This window comes from Endobacter medicaginis (assembly GCF_014192375.1).
GTDB classification, from domain to species: domain Bacteria; phylum Pseudomonadota; class Alphaproteobacteria; order Acetobacterales; family Acetobacteraceae; genus Endobacter; species Endobacter medicaginis.
In genome coordinates, this window is the sequence record NZ_JACHXV010000010.1 from 27,343 (window position 1) to 43,248 (window position 15,906).

Consider the following 15,906-nt stretch of genomic DNA (forward strand, 5'->3'; position numbering starts at 1 on the left):
CTCAGGCTGCCGGGCCGATCCGCACCTCGTCATCGAGCTTCGCCGTCGCCGCATCGCCCGCCGAGAGCAGCGCGGCGGTGATCGGCGTGGCGAAGATCAGCCCCGGCACACCCAGGATCGCTCCCAGCGCCGTCTGCGACAGGATGGTCAGACCTGGCGGCATATCCACCGCATGACGCTGGATCAGCGGAGCCAGCACATTGCCCTCGAAGAACTGGATCAGGCAGTAGAGCACTGCGGTTTCCACGCCCACCGTGCCACTGACCGAGAGCGCGATCAGGACCGCCGGGATCGCCCCGGTGATCGCGCCGATGTAAGGCACGAAGTTCATCAGCCCCGCGACCACGCCCAGCACCAGCGCCAGCGGCACGCCGAGCAACCATAGTCCGACCCCGGACAACACCCCGACCACCAGCATGTCGAGCCCCTGACCGAGGCTCCAGTGCCACAGCGCGTTGCCCGCCGTATCGAGCAGGGTGCGCGCCTTGCGGCGATGCGGCGGGCTGACCAGGCGCAGCACGCCATTGCCGTAGATCGCCGGCGAGGCCGCGAAATAGAGTGCCGCCATCAGCACCACCACCAGCGTGCCGAAGAAGCCGAACACCGAGCCGAAGAAGCCGGCGACCGAGCCCGCCAGACCCGACGGCAGCGAGAACCCGCCCCCGGAGCCCGCCTCGCCGCCACCACCACCGACGATACCGAATCGCTGCAGTTCCGGCAGCACCCGCTCCAGCACCGTGCGCCCCCAGCCTGTCTGGGCGAGCTGGTCGCGCAGATAGCCGACCTGCTGCACCATCGCGCTGCGGAGCTTGACAGACTGGTCCACGAGCCCGGGACCGGCGACGAAACCCAACCCGACCAGTAACGCGATGATCACCACCACCACCACCAGCAGCGATGCCCAGAGCGGCAACCCCGTCACACGACGGAGCGACCGCGCCAGCCCGTGCAGGATCACCGCGATCAGCACGGCGGCGAACACCACCATCAGCACCGACTTGAACAGCCACACCACCAGCCCGAGGGTTGCGGCAATCAGCGTGAAGCGCAGCAGCCGGTAGATATGCGACAGCGGATGATCGACCGCACCGCCCCCCTGGAGCACCGCCCCCCCGGGCTCGCCCTCGCCCGCCGCGTTGTCCGCCATGCCCTGCACTCCCCTGTCAGATCGTCAGGATGAAACGATCCGCGGCGACCGACGATCCGCCGCCGGCAAGATTTCGCCTCCGCTGCCTTCGCGGCAGCGCTGCGAGCGGGAAATGTCGCTATGGAACGGCCCTTCCGAACCGTTACGATCCCGCGACATCATCCACGAAACGGGAGCCGGGATCGGTCATGCGACGGATATCTGCCCTATGCGCGGCCCTGCTGGCCATTGCGCCCGTCGCGCATGCAGAACCGGCTGCAGACCCGGTGCTGCTGGTCAGCGATGCGCTGCTGTTCACCGTTGCTCCGACGCAGCCGGACCCGTTCATGGGTTGGTTCAGCGTCGACGCCTCGGGACGGATTGGCGCCATCGGTCGCGGCGCACCGCCCGCCACACTCCATGCACGCGACCGGCTCGACGCGCATGGCCATTGGATCATGCCGGGCTTCATCTCGGCGCATTCCCATCTGTGGCAGGCGGCCTATCGCGGGCTCGCGCCCGACAGCACGCTGAGCGGATGGCTCGGCGCCCTCTACGGCCAGCAGGCGCCGCGGGCAGAGACGGCGGATTTCTACTGGTTCACCCTCTATGGCGGGCTCGACCACCTCGCCCACGGCATTACCGCGGCCTATGATTTCAATCTCGGCCGACCCGATCCCGCCCGTGCCGCCGCGACAGACGGCGTCGAGACGATCGACCGGCTGAACTTTCGCGGCGAGGCCGATTCCGGCATCCGCTTCGTACACGGCCTCGATGCCAGTGACGGGCCGGACCACACGATCGAGGCGGCGCGCGCCCATGTCGGCGGGTTCCTGGCCTGGGCCGCGACGCAGCCCGGACACGAGCGGATGCTGTCGGTGATGATCAACGGCTCGGCCGGATTTCGTCCCACCCCGCAACAGGCGGTGGTGGAAGCCAGCCTGATGCGGGAGTTCCATCTCTCCAACCAGTCCCATTATCTCGAGGAGCCGGTGCGGGTCGCCGAGCAGCAGGCGCGATTCGTCAATTTCGAGAGCTCGGGCCTGCTCGACGCCGATCTCGGGCCACGGCTGATCTTCGGGCATTTCATCCACACCAACCCGGCGATCCTGGCCAAGGCCGCCGCCGCGCATGCGGCGATGGCCTGGAATCCGCTCTCCAACGGACGCCTGGCCTCGGGGGTGGCCGACATCCCTGCCTACCTGAAGGCTGGCCTGCGCGTCGGCATGGGGGTAGATGGCGAGGCCAGCGCCGACCTCGCCGATCCGTTCGAGAACATGCGCGCAGGCCTTTATGCGATCCGCGACCGCCACGAGAGCGCAGACGCGATGACCCCGCGTGACGTGGTGCGGCTGCACACGCTGGGGAGTGCCGACGTGCTCGGTGTGGCCGACCGGCTGGGCAGCCTCGAGCCTGGCAAGTTCGCCGATTTCCTGGTCATCGATCCGACGCACTTCGCCCATGTCTACGATCCCTATGCGACGCTGGTGTTCGTCGCCGCCGAGCCCGATCTGGAAGCCGTCTATGTCGGTGGGCGCAGGATGGTCGAACATGGCAGGCCGCTGCACCAGGACCTCGACCGGGTCGAGCGCGAGGTCAACCAGCGTGTCGCCCTGTCGCTGAAGAAGCCCGAGCCGCCGGCGAAGTGGCCGTGATCTATTGCGGCTGGCCGGCGGCCCGATCGCGCGCCTGGGTCGCCAGCCGGTCGACGCGCTCGTTGCCCTCGTCGCCGGAATGGCCGCGCACCCAGAGCCATTCGATCTGATGCCTCGCGCTGGCGTCGAGCAGGCGGCGCCACAGATCCATGTTCTTGACCGGATCACCCGACGCGCTGCGCCAGTTGCGCCGCACCCAGCCGGTGGACCAGCGAGTGATGCCGTTGCGGACATATTCGCTGTCGGTGTGCAGACGCACCGAACACGGACGCGACAGCGCCTCGAGTGCGGCGGCAGCCGCGGTCAGCTCCATGCGGTTGTTGGTGGTCTCGGCCTCGCCGCCCGACAACTCGCGCTCATGGCCACCCCAGCGCAGCAGCGCCGCCCAGCCGCCGGGGCCCGGATTGGGCTTGCAACCGCCATCCGTCCAGATCTCGACCACAGCAGGACTAGAGTCCGTAGGCACGTTCGTCTCCTGCGGCGAGGTGGAAGCGCAGCCGGCGCAGGTAGTCGCGCGGGTCCTTGCGGGTCACCATCGCCCCGCTCGGGGTGTTGATCCAGTCATACAGCCGCGTCAGCGTGAAGCGCATCGCCGCCCCCTGACTCAGGACCGGCAGCGCTGACCGCTCGGCCGCGGAGAGTGGGCGAAGGCTTTCGTAACCCGCCAGCAGCGTGCGGGCGCGGCTGATGTTGAATGACAGGTCCGGCTCGAAGCACCACGCATTGAGGCAGATGGCGATGTCGTAGGCCAGGATGTCTGTACAGGCGAAATAGAAATCGATCAGGCCCGACAGATGCGCGCCGAGAAAGAACACGTTGTCGGGGAACAGATCGGCATGGATGTGCCCGGTCGGCAGGTCGCGCGGCCAGGCCGGCACGATGGCGTCCAGCGCTGCGCGCAGGGTGCCGCCGAGACCGGGCGACAGCGCCTCGACCGCTTCCGGCCTGGCCAGCGAGAGATCGAGCAGGCGCGTCCAGGAGGTGGGGCCGAGCGTGTTGGCACGGCGGGGCGCATAGGTCCGGCCGGCGAGATGCAGCCGGGCCAGTGCTGCGCCGAGCGGGCGGCAGTGGTCGAGCTTGATGCGTCGCGGCCAGACGCCGGGCAGGAAGGTGGTGATCGCCGCGGGGCGGCCGCAGAGTTCGCGCAAGGGTTCGCCGTCGCTCCCCGCCACCGGCAGCGGGCAGGACAGGCCGGCGGCGGCGAGGTGGCGCATCAGGCCCAGGAACCAGGGCAGCTCAAGAGGATCGACGCGCTTCTCGTAGAGGGTGAGGATGTAATCGCCGGTCGTGGTACGCAGCGAGAAATTGCTGTTCTCGACCCCCTCGGCGATGCCGCGGAAGGCGACCAGACCGCCGATGTCGTAGTCAGCGAGGAAAGCGGACAACGCCTCGTCGGAGACATCGGTATAGACGGCCATCGCGGTCGGGCGGGATCAGCCCAGCGGGGCGGGCAGCTTGAAGATCACGTCTTCCTTGCGCACCGTGCGCTCCTCGATTTCCAGCGCATAGGTGCCGGCCAGTGCGGTGACCATCTCCTGCACCAGCGCCTCGGGGGCCGACGCACCGGCGGTGATGCCGAGCGTGCGCACGCCCTCGAGCGCCGACCAGTCGAGATCGGCGAGCTTGGGCACCAGAAGCGCGCGCGGCGCGCCGGAGCGCTCGGCCACCTCGCGCAGGCGTTGCGAGTTCGACGAGTTGGGGCTTCCGATGACGATCACCAGATCGCAGCCCGGCGCGATCGCCTTGACCGCCTCCTGGCGGTTGGTGGTGGCGTAGCAGATGTCCTCGCGCTTCGGCCCCTCGATATGCGGGAAGCGGGTGCGCAGGATGTCGACGATCTCGGCGGTGTCGTCGACCGAGAGCGTGGTCTGGGTGATGAAGGCGAGATGCATCGGATCGGCGGGCGCGACCGAGCGCGCCTCCTCGGCATCCTGCACCAGCGTCACCGCGCCGGGCGGCAACTGGCCCATGGTGCCGATCACTTCCGGGTGCCCGGCATGGCCGATCATCAGGATGTGGCGGGTGTCGGGGCCACCGCCGGCATAATGGCGCTCGGCCTCGCGATGCACCTTGCTGACCAGCGGGCAGGTGGCGTCGAGATAGAGCAGGTTGCGGCGCTCGGCCTCGGCCGGCACGCTCTTGGGGACGCCATGGGCGGAGAAAACCACATGCCCGTCGGGCGGCACCTCGTCGAGTTCCTCGACGAAGATCGCCCCCTGCGCCTCGAGCGCCTCGACCACGGTGCGGTTGTGGACGATCTCGTGGCGGACATAGACCGGCGCGCCATATTGCCGCAGCGCCTCCTCGACGACACGGATGGCGCGGTCCACACCGGCACAGAAGCCGCGCGGCCCGGCGAGCAGCACACGAAGCTGCGGCTTGGCGCCGGCGGCGCGGTCGTCGCGGTCGGAGATCACGGTCTGATCCGCCAACATCTGATCCGGCATCGGCCATGGTCCTTGTCGTCGATAATTGTATCTATATGACGGCATTGGCGGCCGGTCTCAACCCGCGCGCCCATTTTCCAGCCTGCGGGCTTTCGGCTATACCCGGCCACCGATCGCTGATCCTTGGGAACCGCCTACGATGCACGCCGCCGACCTGTCCAGACGCTCCTGCCGCCGCGCGCTGGCACCTGTGGCGACCCTTGCGGCGCTGGCCGGGCTGTCGGGATGCGGCAACACCGACCCCAACGCCTATGCGCCGACCTGCGCACCGGTCGGCATCCTGGCCGATGCGGCGGACTATACCCTCTACAAGGGCGACATTCCCGATATCGGCCAGATGATCAGCCACGGTGCGATCACCGGTATCTATGGGCGGTGCAGCAACAACAAGCCCGGCGACCGGCTGCAGACCACCGTTTCGGTGGAGATGGACGTCACCCGCGGCCCGGCCGCGCCCACCAACAGCGTCAAGGTGCCGTTTTTCGTCGCCGTGCTGAAGGACGGCGCGCTGCTGTGGAAGCATGATGCGGAGGCGATCGCCACCTTCCCCTCCAATGTCGACCACGTGCATGTTCGTGCCGCCGCGATCTATCTCGACCTGCCGGTGGGCCGGCACCTCGACGGGCAGAATTACCGTCTGGAGGTCGGCTACCAGCTGACCCCGGCACAGCTCGCCTACAATCGTGCCCATCCCCCGCGCTAGAGACGTGTCCGGCCCGCTGGTGCGGATGCGGCGATCTCGTTCGGCGGGCCTCACGCCCTGATCGGCGCCGCCCATCGGCAGGCGCGATCGCGTCCCAGCTGCTTGGCTTCATACAGCGCGTCGTCCGCCCGTCTGAGGAACGTACCGACCGCCAGGCTGCCGGGGTAGCGTGCAGCGCCCGCACTGAACGTCACGCTCAGACCGTCGACGCCGCCCCAGCAGCCGTGGGTGTGAAATGCCTCGCGCAGCCGTTCACAGAACGCCGTGGCCGCTCCCTCGTCGCCGACCAGCAGGATGGCGAACTCCTCTCCCCCGGTCCGGGCGGCGAACGCCATGCCCCGCAGTTCGCCTTCGATCAGCTGGGCTGCCTCGCGCAGGACCAGATCGCCGGCCTGGTGGCTGAAGCGATCGTTGACCATCTTGAAATGATCGAGGTCGAGCAGCACCAGGCTGAAGGTCCGTTCGCCGAGATCGGCTGCAGCCTGCCATTGCGCCATGCGCAGGTCGAACGCGCGTCGGTTCGGCAGCCCGGTCAGCGAATCCTCGAGCGCCTGACGGCCGAGCCGCTCGGACTGCAGGCGCACCTGCTCCAGCAACGCGGTCTTTTCGTCGGCAAGGGCTGCGAGCTGGTCCCGCTGCCGCTCAAGCTCGGCGGTGCGGCGTGCGACCAGATGACCCAGCATCAAGGCACGTCGACGTGGACGACGCACCGCCTCGAAGATGACGACGCCAGTGGCCGCGGCCATCAGCAGCCCGGCGCACAGCCGCACCCACAGCCGCTGCCACCACAACGGCATGACGTCGATCCGAAGCGTCGCCTCGTGGACGCCCCAATCCCCGCCGGGGCGCGCAGCGGCGACGTGCAGGAGATAATGGCCGGGCATCAGGCCGGCCATATCGATGCCGCGTTGACGCCCGCGCTCGACCCATTTGTCGTCCACCCCCTTCAGGCGCGTGCGGTAGGTGATCCGGTCGGCAAGGATCGAGCTCAGTCCGACGTAGGAAATCGACAGTCTCTGAGAACTGAAAAGTCGCACCGAAGCCTCCCCGGCGACCGCCGAGACCTGCACGGGCCTTGCATCGACCATGACGGAATCGATCAGTACCCTGGGGGGACGCAACGCCGCGCTCTCGTCGACACGAGCCGGGTCGACGGAGGTCAGGCCGGCGGATGTCGCCACCAGCAGCGTGCCATCCTGCCTCAGCAGCGCCGAAGGCGAGGCACCACCGCTCGTCTGCGCACTCGCCATTCCGTCGGCCTCGTCGAAGTGCCGGACCGTCAGCCTGGACATACGGCCATCGGCGACGGCTTCCAGCTCGTCGCGCGAGACGCGCCAGATGCCGCGATTGCTGGTCAGCCAGACCTTGCCGAGACGGTCGGGCACCATGGCGAAGATGGTGTCGACACCGAGACCCTGCTCGAGGCCGACATGTGACAGCCGCCCGTCGAGCCACCTGTAGAGACCACGGTCAGTGCAGATCCACAGGGCGCGTCCGAGATGGGTCAGCGCCAGGATGGTGCGTCCGCCACCCGACGATTCGAGATCGATCTGGCGCACGCCCCGGCTGTCCACCCGCCACAGGCCGTTCACGGTGCCGATCCAGGTCGCATCCGGATCGACAGCCAGGGAATCGACCTGATCTTGTACCGCGCCGCCGACCGGCGTCGCTGTCAGGGTAACGGGGTCGAGACGCCTCACCCCACGCTGCGTACCCACCCAGAGAAGCCCATGCGGGTCGATCACAATCGTACGAATGCTACCGGGCGGCAGACCATTTGCCTCGCCGATCACCCGGATGTCGCCGGCTGTACCGATCCGGTACAGACCGTCCGCATATGTGCCGACCCACACCGTGCCGTCGGCGCCCTCGGCCAGTGAGAGCACTTCGGGCGAGTGCCCTGTCGAACTCGGCAGGCTGACCGGAACGATCCGGCCATCCGTCTCGGTTCGATCCAGACCGGCACCGCTGCCGATCCAGATCCGACCGGTGTGATCTTCCAGCAGATCGCGCACGAAGCCGCTCGCCAGACCATCGGCCGTGCCGAAATTGCCGAACGCCGTCTCGTGCAGACGGGCCAGACCGGCATTGCTGCCGATCCAGATACTGCCCTCGGCATCCTGGGCGAGCGACAGCACCCGCCCATCGGGCACGATCAGACTTGGCGCCAGGATCTCGACGCCACGATCGCTGATCCGCAGGACGCCGTTACTCTCCGTGCCCGCCCACAGAGAGCCCTTCCGGTCCTCGAGCAGGGAGGTGACGCGCCCCATGCCGGCCAGACTGTGCTGCAAGACGGCACGGCCGTGCTCGAAGCGGAACAATCCGTCACCATCGACGATCCAGATCGCTCCCCCCGGCGACTTGTAGGGCCAGGCGAACCCTGTGGGCAGGTGGTAGGCCTCGTCACCAAGGCTGACGGAGCCCGAAGGATCGAGCCGCATTGCACCATGATAGCCCCCGACCCACAGGCCGCCGGCGTCGTCGACTTCCAGATATTCCGACACCCAGGCATGTCTGGAGGTCGCCGAATACCGCAATGTGAAATGCCCCGCCGCGTCGAAATGTCCCAGGCCGTAACCCTGGTACATCACCCACACGCCGCCCCGGCCGTCGCCCCGCAGGGCCTGGATCAGCGCCGACGGTGCGTTCGCAGGCCGCGGCCAGTGATGCCAGCTTCCGTCCGGCAGCCGCATCGCGATGTTGCCACGCGAATCACCGGCCCAGAGCCATCCGTGCCGGTCGACGGCCAGCCCACACAGGGCGTTATCGAGGATGAAGGGCGAATTCCCCCGATCGTAGACCTGAAAATGGCTGCCATCGTAGCGGACCAGCCCTTCCCAAGTGGAAAACCACAGATAGCCGTCCGCGGTCTGGACGATGCGCCGGACCGAATTCTGCGGCAGGCCCTGCTGCGTGGTCCATACCGCCAGCTCGAAGTTGCGGAGCGGGGCTGCGAGCGCACTCGGATGATCGCCCAGGGCCAGGCCGTCCGCCGCGCGCGCGGCCGGCGCGATGGCCGATGCGAGCACGATCATGACGGTCACGAAGATGGCACGAGTTATCGTGCTGACGAACGCACGCCTTACGAAGTCACTTCCGTACGCACGGTTCATCCGCCCAGCCGATCCGCCCCCATGAGCATCGAATGGGACCGTTATAGCAGACCGACTTACAAACCGTTAACGACACGACACGGGATCTTTCGTTGCCGGGACATCACAAGTGCGATTGCGCAGGGCGGCGATTTCGTCCAGTGTGACAGGGTCTGGATCAGCCTGCGCGGGAGAGCGCAGATGGTTCTGCCGCCGAAGGCGCAACCGGCCCCGGAAACGCTCAGGCCACAGGACCGCGCGGGCCAGTGTCCGAGCATGCCGAGAGGCCTGCGCGGACACCCACGACCTCTGGAAAGACCCCCCGGCCCGCCGGTGCGGGTCACCGACGGAGAAAGGAGCCTTTCCCCTTGCCAGGGGTTTACGGCTCCGAATCTCTCAGGTTCCGTGACAGAGGGGGCCGTCCGTCGTTCTCAAGGCTGCCGCCCGATGCGGTGGCTACGGACGTCCGGGCGGAGCCTTGACCTCATGGAGCCATCGCGATGACCGCATATCCTTCCGAATCGACCGGCGAGACCGGGCTGCGCTCCGATGATCTGGTGATCCCGGCCGGCGTGCCCGATGATACCGACCCGACCGGGGCGCTGACCGGCCCGGCGACCCTGCCGCTCGACGCGTTTCACCGGGCGCACGGCGGCAAGATGGTGGATTTCGCCGGCTATGCGCTGCCGGTGCAGTACGGCGCCGGGGTGATGGCCGAGCACCTGCACTGCCGCTCCCGCGCCGTGCTGTTCGACGTCTCGCATATGGGCCAGGCGCTGCTGCACGGCACCGACGCCGCCGCCGAACTCGAGAAGCTGGTGCCGTCCGACATTCTCGGACTGAAGGATGGGCGACAGCGCTATTCGGTGCTGCTCAACGAGGCCGGTGGCATCATCGACGACCTGATGATCGCGCGGCTGTCAGCAGACCGGATGTTCCTGGTGGTCAATGCGGCGCGAAAGGCGGTGGATTACCGCCACCTGGAAACCGCCCTGCCCGGCTCGGTGCGCCTTGAACCGATGTTCGACCGTGCGCTGCTCGCCCTGCAGGGACCGGGGGCGGCCGCGGTGCTCGATCGGCTCGGTGTGGCGACGTCGGAGATCCCGTTCATGGGGCTGGCGGAGGCACTGGTGGGGGGCATTCCGGTCCAGCTCACCCGGGGCGGCTACACCGGCGAGGACGGGTTCGAGCTCTCGGTCGCCTCCGACCGTGCGGAGACGCTGGCCGAGACGCTGATCGCCGATCCGGAGGTCTTGCTGGCGGGCCTGGGCGCGCGCGATTCACTGCGCCTCGAAGCCGGGCTGTGCCTGTATGGCAACGACATCGACGAGGTGACCACCCCGGTCGAGGCGTCGCTGAACTGGGTGATCGGCAAGCGCCGCCGCGAGGATTTCGCCTTCGAGGGCGGTGTGGTGGTGCGCGACCAGCTCGCCCACGGCGCGCCGCGCCTGCGGGTCGGCCTGCGTCCCGAGGGTCGGGCACCGGCACGGGCCGGCACCACCATCGTCGCCGCCGACGGAACCGAGGCGGGCATCGTGACCTCCGGCACGTTCGGCCCCTCCGTCGAGGGGGGCGCGCCGGTGTCGATGGGCTATCTGCGCCGCGACCTGATCGAGGCGGGCGACATCTCGCTGCTGGTGCGCAATCGCGCGATTGCCGCCCGCCGCGCCAGCCTGCCCTTCGTCAAGCACCGTTATTTCAGCGCCAAGTCGGCGAAAGCCTGAGGAGACCCGAGCATGACCGAGACCCGCTACACCGAGAGCCATGAATGGGTGCGCCGCGAGAGCGACGGCAGCCTCACCGTCGGCATCACCGACCACGCGCAGCAGGCGCTGGGCGATGTGGTGTTCGTCGAGACACCCGATGTGGGGCGCGAGCTGACGGCGAAGGAGACAGCGGCCGTTGTTGAGAGCGTCAAGGCAGCGTCGGACATCTACGCTCCGGTCGCCGGCACGGTGATCGCCGCCAACGAGGCGTTGTCGGAAGATCCGGCCCTGGTGAACTCGGAGGCTGAATCGGGGGCGTGGTTCTTCAAGCTCAAGCCGGCCGATCCGTCGGAGTTCGAGGCGCTGATGGATGCCGACGCCTACGCCGCCTTCGCGGCCGAGCACTGACCTTCGGCTCCCTGCAAGGACACGCCATCATGAGCCAGATCCCGACCCGCGACGAACTCGCCGCCCTCGACGCCGCGGATGCGTTCATCGGCCGCCATATCGCGCCCGACGCGGCCGGGATCGCCGATATGCTCGACGCGATCGGCGTCGCCTCGCTCGACGCACTCGCCGCCCGCACCGTGCCGGACGGGATCCGCATCGGCGAGATCGCCGGCCTGCCCGCGCCCTGCGACGAGCATGCCGCCCTCGACGAGCTGCGCGCACTGGCGCGGCAGAACACCGTCGCGCGCTCGCTGATCGGCGCCGGCTATCACGGCACCCGCACCCCGCCGGTGATCGGGCGCAACGTGCTGGAAAATCCGGGCTGGTACACAGCCTATACGCCCTATCAGGCCGAGATCGCGCAAGGCCGGCTGGAAGCGCTGCTGAATTTCCAGACCCTGGTCTGCGAACTCACCGGGCTGCCGGTGGCCAATGCCTCGCTGCTCGACGAGGCCACCGCCGCGGCCGAGGCCGTCGCCATGGCGCGCGCGGCGTGCAAGGTGAAGACCAACACCGCCGTCGCCATCGCCACCGACATCCATCCGCAGACCCGCGCGGTGATCGCCACCCGGATGGCGCCGCTCGGCATCCCGCTCGCCGATCTGGCTTCCGGCCAGCCGGAGGCGATCGCGGAGACGAAGCCGTTCGCGGTGGTGCTGTCCTATCCCGGCACCACCGGCGAGGTGCGCGACCTGCGCGCCGAGATCGACGCCGCGCATGCTGTCGGCGCTCTGGCCATCGTCTGCGCCGATCCGCTCGCGCTGGTGCTGCTGACCCCGCCGGGCGAGATGGGGGCAGACGTGGTGGTCGGCTCGTCGCAGCGCTTCGGCGTGCCGATGGGATTCGGCGGCCCGCATGCGGCGTTCTTCGCCACCACCGAGGCCAACCGCCGGCTGATGCCGGGACGCATCGTCGGCGTCAGCATCGATGCCGCCGGCGCGCCCGCGATGCGCCTCGCGCTGCAGACCCGCGAGCAGCATATCCGCCGCGAGAAGGCGACCTCCAATATCTGCACCGCCCAGGTGCTGCTGGCCGTGATCGCTGGATTCTATGCGGTCTGGCACGGGCCGGAGGGGCTGCGCCGGATCGCGCGGCGGGTGAACCTGCATGCCAGGCTGATCGCCGCCGCCGCACGGGCCGGCGGCCATGCGGTCATGCATGACGCCTTCTTCGATACCGTCACGCTGGCGCCCGCCCCGGCCAATACCGCGCTGTATCGCGCCGCCGCCGAGGCCGGCTTCAACCTGCGCCTGCATCCCGAAGGCGCACTGTCGATCAGCCTCGACGAGACCGTCACCCTGGCCGAACTCGACACGCTCATCGGCCTGTTCGGCGGCGACGCGGCCACGCTGATGGGCGGCGCGCTGAGCGAGATCGCCACCTCGCTGCCGCTCGCCCTGCTGCGCGGCGAGGACTATCTCGAACAGGCGGTGTTCAACACGCACCATTCCGAGCACGCCATGCTGCGCTATCTCAAGCGCCTCGAGGACCGCGACATCGCGCTCAACCGCAGCATGATCCCGCTCGGCTCGTGCACGATGAAGCTGAACGCCACTGCCGAGATGATGGCCATCACCTGGCCGGAATTCGCCGACATCCACCCCTTCGCGCCTGCCGCACAGACGCAGGGCTATCTCACGCTGATCGAGCGGCTGTCGGGCTGGCTCGCGGCCGCCACCGGCTTCGCGGCCGTGTCGCTGCAACCCAATGCCGGCAGCCAGGGCGAATATGCCGGTCTGCTCGCGATCCGCGCCTTCCACCATGCGAATGGCCAGGCCAACCGCGACATCTGCCTGATCCCGTCCTCGGCGCACGGCACCAACCCGGCCTCGGCGGCGATGGCCGGCATGCGCGTCGTGGTCGTCGCCTGCACGAAGGATGGCGACGTCGACGTCGCCGATCTCGAGGCCAAGATCGCCCAACACGGCGACAGCCTCGCCGCCCTGATGATCACCTACCCCTCGACGCATGGCGTGTTCGAGGAGCAGATCCGTCGCATCTGCGAGCTGGTGCACGCGCATGGCGGCCAGGTCTACATGGACGGGGCCAACATGAACGCGCAGCTCGGGCTGACCAGCCCCGGCGCGATCGGCGCCGATGTCTGCCATCTCAACCTGCACAAGACGTTCTGCATCCCGCATGGCGGCGGCGGACCGGGGATCGGTCCGATCGGGGTGGCCGCGCATCTGGTGCCCTATCTGCCGGGCCGCCCGGTGGTGGTCAGCGACGGCCACGCCGATGCCACGCCTACCTCGCCGGTGGGTCCGGTCTCGGCCGCGCCCTATGGCAGCGCGCTGATCCTGCCGATCTCCTACGCCTATATCCGCATGATGGGGGCGGCCGGGCTCAAACGCGCCTCCGAGGTCGCCATCGCGTCCGCCAACTACATCGCCGGCCGGCTGGGTCCGCACTATCCGGTGCTTTATCGCGGCGCGCGCGGCATGGTGGCGCATGAATGCATCATCGACTGCCGCGGCTTCGAGGCTTCGGCCAATATCCGCGTCGAGGACATCGCCAAGCGGCTGCAGGATTACGGCTTCCACGCGCCGACCATGTCCTGGCCGGTGGCCGGCACGCTGATGATCGAGCCGACCGAGAGCGAACCCAAGGACGAGCTCGACCGGTTCTGCGACGCGATGATCGCCATCCGCGCCGAGATCGCCGAGATCGAGGCCGGTGCGGCCGATCGTACCGACAACGTGCTGCGCAATTCGCCGCACACCGCGGCCGAGATCGCCGGCGACTGGACGCACCCCTACAGCCGGGCGCAGGCGGTGTTTCCGCTGCCCTTCGTGCGGGCGGCGAAATACTGGCCGCCGGTCAAGCGCGTCGACAACGCCTATGGCGACCGCAACCTGGTCTGCACCTGCGCGCCGCTGGAGGCCTATGCCGAGCAAGAAGCGCTTGCATGACCTCGCCGGTGCCGGCGGCGGCCGGGCGCGGGGGTGCTGCCGGTGCAGAAGCTGGGCGAGCAGCGTTGCTCAGCGATTGAGGGCGGTAACCCGCTCCAGCAGGGCGATGAGGGTGGCGGCATCCTCCTCGCCGAGGGCCGTCTCCAGCCCGCGCTGATGCTCGGCGACGATCGGCCGGGCGGCGTCGAGCACGGCACGTCCCGTGCTGGTCAGTGCCAGCACCGTCCGGCGACGGTCGTCAGGGTCGCGACGCGTTTCCAGCCAGGTCCGCGCCTGCAAAGGCCGGATCAGATGGCCGAGCGTGGAACGGTCCATCACCAGCAGTTCGGCCAGCTTACCGACATCCGCCGCGTCCAGCCGGTCGAGCCGGGCGAGGATCGAATACTGGTTCAGGCTGAGCCCGAGCCCGGCCAGCGCGGCATCGTAGCGGCGGCTGAGATGACGCGAGGCCCCGCGCAGTACCGCGCAGGTGCAGTGCAGTGGATCGTCGCTCATCCGGCGGCCACGGCCACCGGCGCCCGGCGCCCGATGGCGAGCGCGAGAAACCCCGCACCGACGCAGATCACGCCGGCGATCGCGAAGGCGCCGCCATAGCTGCCCATATCCGTCCTCCACACCCCGGCCAGCCAGGCCGCGCAGGCCGCCCCGATCTGGTGCGATGCCCCTACCCAGCCGAACATCACCGCGGCATTGCTCTTGCCGAACGCGCGCTCGGCCAGACGCACCGTGGGCGGCACGGTGGCGATCCAGTCCAGCCCGTAGAAGGCGGCGAACAGCGGCAGACCGAGAACATCGGCGCCGAACGCCCAAGGCAGCCAGATCAGCGACAGGCCGCGCAGCCCGTAATAGGCGAACAACAGCTTGCGGGCATCGAAACGGTCGGTCAGCCAGCCCGAGGCCGTGGTTCCGACCAGGTCGAAGATGCCCATCGCGGCGAGCAGTTCCGCCGAGCGCTGCTCGGGGATGCCGTGATCGGCGCAGGCGGGGATCAGATGCGTGCCGATCAGCCCGTTGGTCGAGGCGCCGCAGATGAAGAACGTGCCGGCAAGCAGCCAGAAATCGCGCCGGCCGAGCCCGTCGCGCAACGCGCGAACCGCGCGCAGGGCGGGATTGACCTTCGCCGCCGGGGGTGGTGCCGCGTCGTCCGCCTCGCCGACGCGCCGCAACCCGATGGCAGCGGGCGTGTCGCGCAGCAGCAGGGCCACCACCGGCACCATCGCCAGGGCAACGGCGGCCAGCAGCACCACCGCGATACGCCAGCCGGCATGATCGTTCAGTGCGGCGATCGCCGGCAGGAACACCAGTTGGCCGGTGGCCGAGGAGGCGGTCAGCACGCCCAGCACCAGGCCGCGATGGCTGGCGAACCAGCGCTCGGCGACGGTCGCGCCCAGCACCATCGCCACCATGCCGGACCCCAGCCCGATCGCGATCCCCCAGACCAGCCGCATCTGCCACAGCTGATGCACCTGCGTGCTCAGCGCGAGGGCCGCCGCCAGAAGCAGCAGGGCGGCGCAGATGCAGCGACGCATGCCGAAGCGCTCGTAGAGGGCGGCCGCGAACGGGCCGACGAGCCCGTAGAGCAGGATCGCGAGGCCGACGACACCGCCGAGTGCGGCCGGCGACCAGCCGAACTCCATCTCGAGCGGCATCATCAGCGCACCGGGCGCGGCGCGGATGCCGGCGCCGGTGAGCATGACCAGGAAGGTCACGCCGAACACGATCCAGGCAGTGTGCAGTCGGGGCGTGCGACTCATCAGCAGGGCTCCGGCAAGGGTATCGCGATCATACGTGCAATTGCCCTCATCGTAAAGC

General features: G+C 68.8%; 12 protein-coding genes and 2 riboswitches. Of the genes, 5 read left to right on the forward strand and 7 right to left on the reverse strand.

Features of this window, described 5'->3' with window-relative positions; all coding sequences use genetic code 11:
- Position 1: 1 nt before the first annotated feature.
- Positions 2-1,147 (reverse strand): AI-2E family transporter, encoded by a 1,146-nt coding sequence (locus FHR90_RS12465; protein WP_176621677.1) that lies wholly within the window; start codon positions 1,145-1,147, stop codon positions 2-4.
- Between the two features lie 188 nt (positions 1,148-1,335).
- Between FHR90_RS12465 and FHR90_RS12470 the strand changes: the two genes are divergently transcribed.
- A complete protein-coding gene (locus FHR90_RS12470; RefSeq protein ID WP_176621676.1) occupies positions 1,336-2,781 on the forward strand; it encodes an amidohydrolase family protein in 1,446 nt (481 codons plus the stop codon).
- 1 nt (position 2,782) lies between these two features.
- On the opposite strand, the gene rnhA is transcribed toward FHR90_RS12470, so the two are convergent.
- The 3 genes from rnhA to ispH are packed head-to-tail and all read right to left on the reverse strand — an operon-like array spanning position 2,783 to position 5,228.
- Positions 2,783-3,247, reverse strand: coding sequence for a ribonuclease HI (rnhA, locus tag FHR90_RS12475; protein ID WP_176621675.1), 465 nt, complete (start codon positions 3,245-3,247; stop codon positions 2,783-2,785).
- Entirely contained in the window at positions 3,231-4,199 is a 969-nt protein-coding gene (locus FHR90_RS12480) for a homoserine kinase (protein WP_176621674.1), read from the reverse strand. Before FHR90_RS12480 ends, rnhA begins: the two co-directional genes overlap by 17 nt.
- Positions 4,200-4,214: 15 nt before the next feature.
- Positions 4,215-5,228: a 4-hydroxy-3-methylbut-2-enyl diphosphate reductase gene (gene ispH, locus FHR90_RS12485; RefSeq protein ID WP_176621673.1), complete on the reverse strand. Its 1,014-nt coding sequence runs from the start codon at positions 5,226-5,228 to the stop codon at positions 4,215-4,217.
- A 139-nt stretch (positions 5,229-5,367) separates the two neighbouring features.
- Here ispH and FHR90_RS12490 point away from each other — a divergent pair, with 139 nt between their 5' ends.
- On the forward strand, positions 5,368-5,931 hold the full coding sequence (locus tag FHR90_RS12490; RefSeq protein ID WP_176621672.1) for a hypothetical protein: 564 nt from the start codon (positions 5,368-5,370) through the stop codon (positions 5,929-5,931).
- Positions 5,932-5,981: 50 nt separating this feature from the next.
- On the opposite strand, the gene FHR90_RS12495 is transcribed toward FHR90_RS12490, so the two are convergent.
- On the reverse strand, positions 5,982-8,969 hold the full coding sequence (locus FHR90_RS12495; RefSeq protein WP_246330249.1) for a ligand-binding sensor domain-containing diguanylate cyclase: 2,988 nt from the start codon (positions 8,967-8,969) through the stop codon (positions 5,982-5,984).
- 235 nt (positions 8,970-9,204) lie between these two features.
- A riboswitch (glycine riboswitch) is annotated at positions 9,205-9,293 on the forward strand.
- A 32-nt stretch (positions 9,294-9,325) separates the two neighbouring features.
- Positions 9,326-9,448: riboswitch (glycine riboswitch) on the forward strand.
- Between the two features lie 237 nt (positions 9,449-9,685).
- Here FHR90_RS12495 and gcvT point away from each other — a divergent pair.
- From gcvT to gcvP, 3 genes are read left to right on the forward strand one after another with little or no spacing between them, the layout of a single operon-like run.
- Complete coding sequence (gcvT, locus tag FHR90_RS12500) at positions 9,686-10,750, forward strand: glycine cleavage system aminomethyltransferase GcvT (protein ID WP_456305520.1); 1,065 nt, start codon at positions 9,686-9,688, stop codon at positions 10,748-10,750.
- A gap of 12 nt (positions 10,751-10,762) precedes the next feature.
- Complete coding sequence (gene gcvH / locus FHR90_RS12505; protein WP_176621669.1) at positions 10,763-11,140, forward strand: glycine cleavage system protein GcvH; 378 nt, start codon at positions 10,763-10,765, stop codon at positions 11,138-11,140.
- Between the two features lie 29 nt (positions 11,141-11,169).
- The gene (gene gcvP, locus FHR90_RS12510; RefSeq protein WP_176621668.1) at positions 11,170-14,094 is read left to right on the forward strand and encodes an aminomethyl-transferring glycine dehydrogenase; all 2,925 of its coding nucleotides are present in this window, start codon (positions 11,170-11,172) and stop codon (positions 14,092-14,094) included.
- A 69-nt stretch (positions 14,095-14,163) separates the two neighbouring features.
- Here gcvP and FHR90_RS12515 read toward each other — a convergent pair whose 3' ends face one another.
- Together FHR90_RS12515 and FHR90_RS12520 are read right to left on the reverse strand one after the other, a co-directional pair.
- A complete protein-coding gene (locus tag FHR90_RS12515) occupies positions 14,164-14,589 on the reverse strand; it encodes a MarR family winged helix-turn-helix transcriptional regulator (protein ID WP_176621667.1) in 426 nt (141 codons plus the stop codon).
- Complete coding sequence (locus FHR90_RS12520; protein WP_183275335.1) at positions 14,586-15,848, reverse strand: MFS transporter; 1,263 nt, start codon at positions 15,846-15,848, stop codon at positions 14,586-14,588. Before FHR90_RS12520 ends, FHR90_RS12515 begins: the two co-directional genes overlap by 4 nt.
- Positions 15,849-15,906 lie beyond the last annotated feature (58 nt).

Excerpts from the sequence above, each read along its gene's own strand:
- FHR90_RS12480 (WP_176621674.1), bottom strand. The coding sequence starts at position 4,199 with ATGGCCGTCTATACCGATGTCTCCGACGAGGCGTTGTCCGCTTTCCTC.
- FHR90_RS12470 (WP_176621676.1), top strand. The coding sequence starts at position 1,336 with ATGCGACGGATATCTGCCCTATGCGCGGCCCTGCTGGCCATTGCGCCC.
- gcvH (WP_176621669.1), top strand. The coding sequence starts at position 10,763 with ATGACCGAGACCCGCTACACCGAGAGCCATGAATGGGTGCGCCGCGAG.
- FHR90_RS12490 (WP_176621672.1), top strand. The coding sequence starts at position 5,368 with ATGCACGCCGCCGACCTGTCCAGACGCTCCTGCCGCCGCGCGCTGGCA.
- gcvP (WP_176621668.1), top strand. The coding sequence starts at position 11,170 with ATGAGCCAGATCCCGACCCGCGACGAACTCGCCGCCCTCGACGCCGCG.
- FHR90_RS12495 (WP_246330249.1), bottom strand. The coding sequence starts at position 8,969 with ATGATCGTGCTCGCATCGGCCATCGCGCCGGCCGCGCGCGCGGCGGAC.
- gcvT (WP_456305520.1), top strand. The coding sequence starts at position 9,686 with ATGGTGGATTTCGCCGGCTATGCGCTGCCGGTGCAGTACGGCGCCGGG.
- ispH (WP_176621673.1), bottom strand. The coding sequence starts at position 5,228 with ATGCCGGATCAGATGTTGGCGGATCAGACCGTGATCTCCGACCGCGAC.
- FHR90_RS12515 (WP_176621667.1), bottom strand. The coding sequence starts at position 14,589 with ATGAGCGACGATCCACTGCACTGCACCTGCGCGGTACTGCGCGGGGCC.
- FHR90_RS12520 (WP_183275335.1), bottom strand. The coding sequence starts at position 15,848 with ATGAGTCGCACGCCCCGACTGCACACTGCCTGGATCGTGTTCGGCGTG.
- FHR90_RS12465 (WP_176621677.1), bottom strand. The coding sequence starts at position 1,147 with ATGGCGGACAACGCGGCGGGCGAGGGCGAGCCCGGGGGGGCGGTGCTC.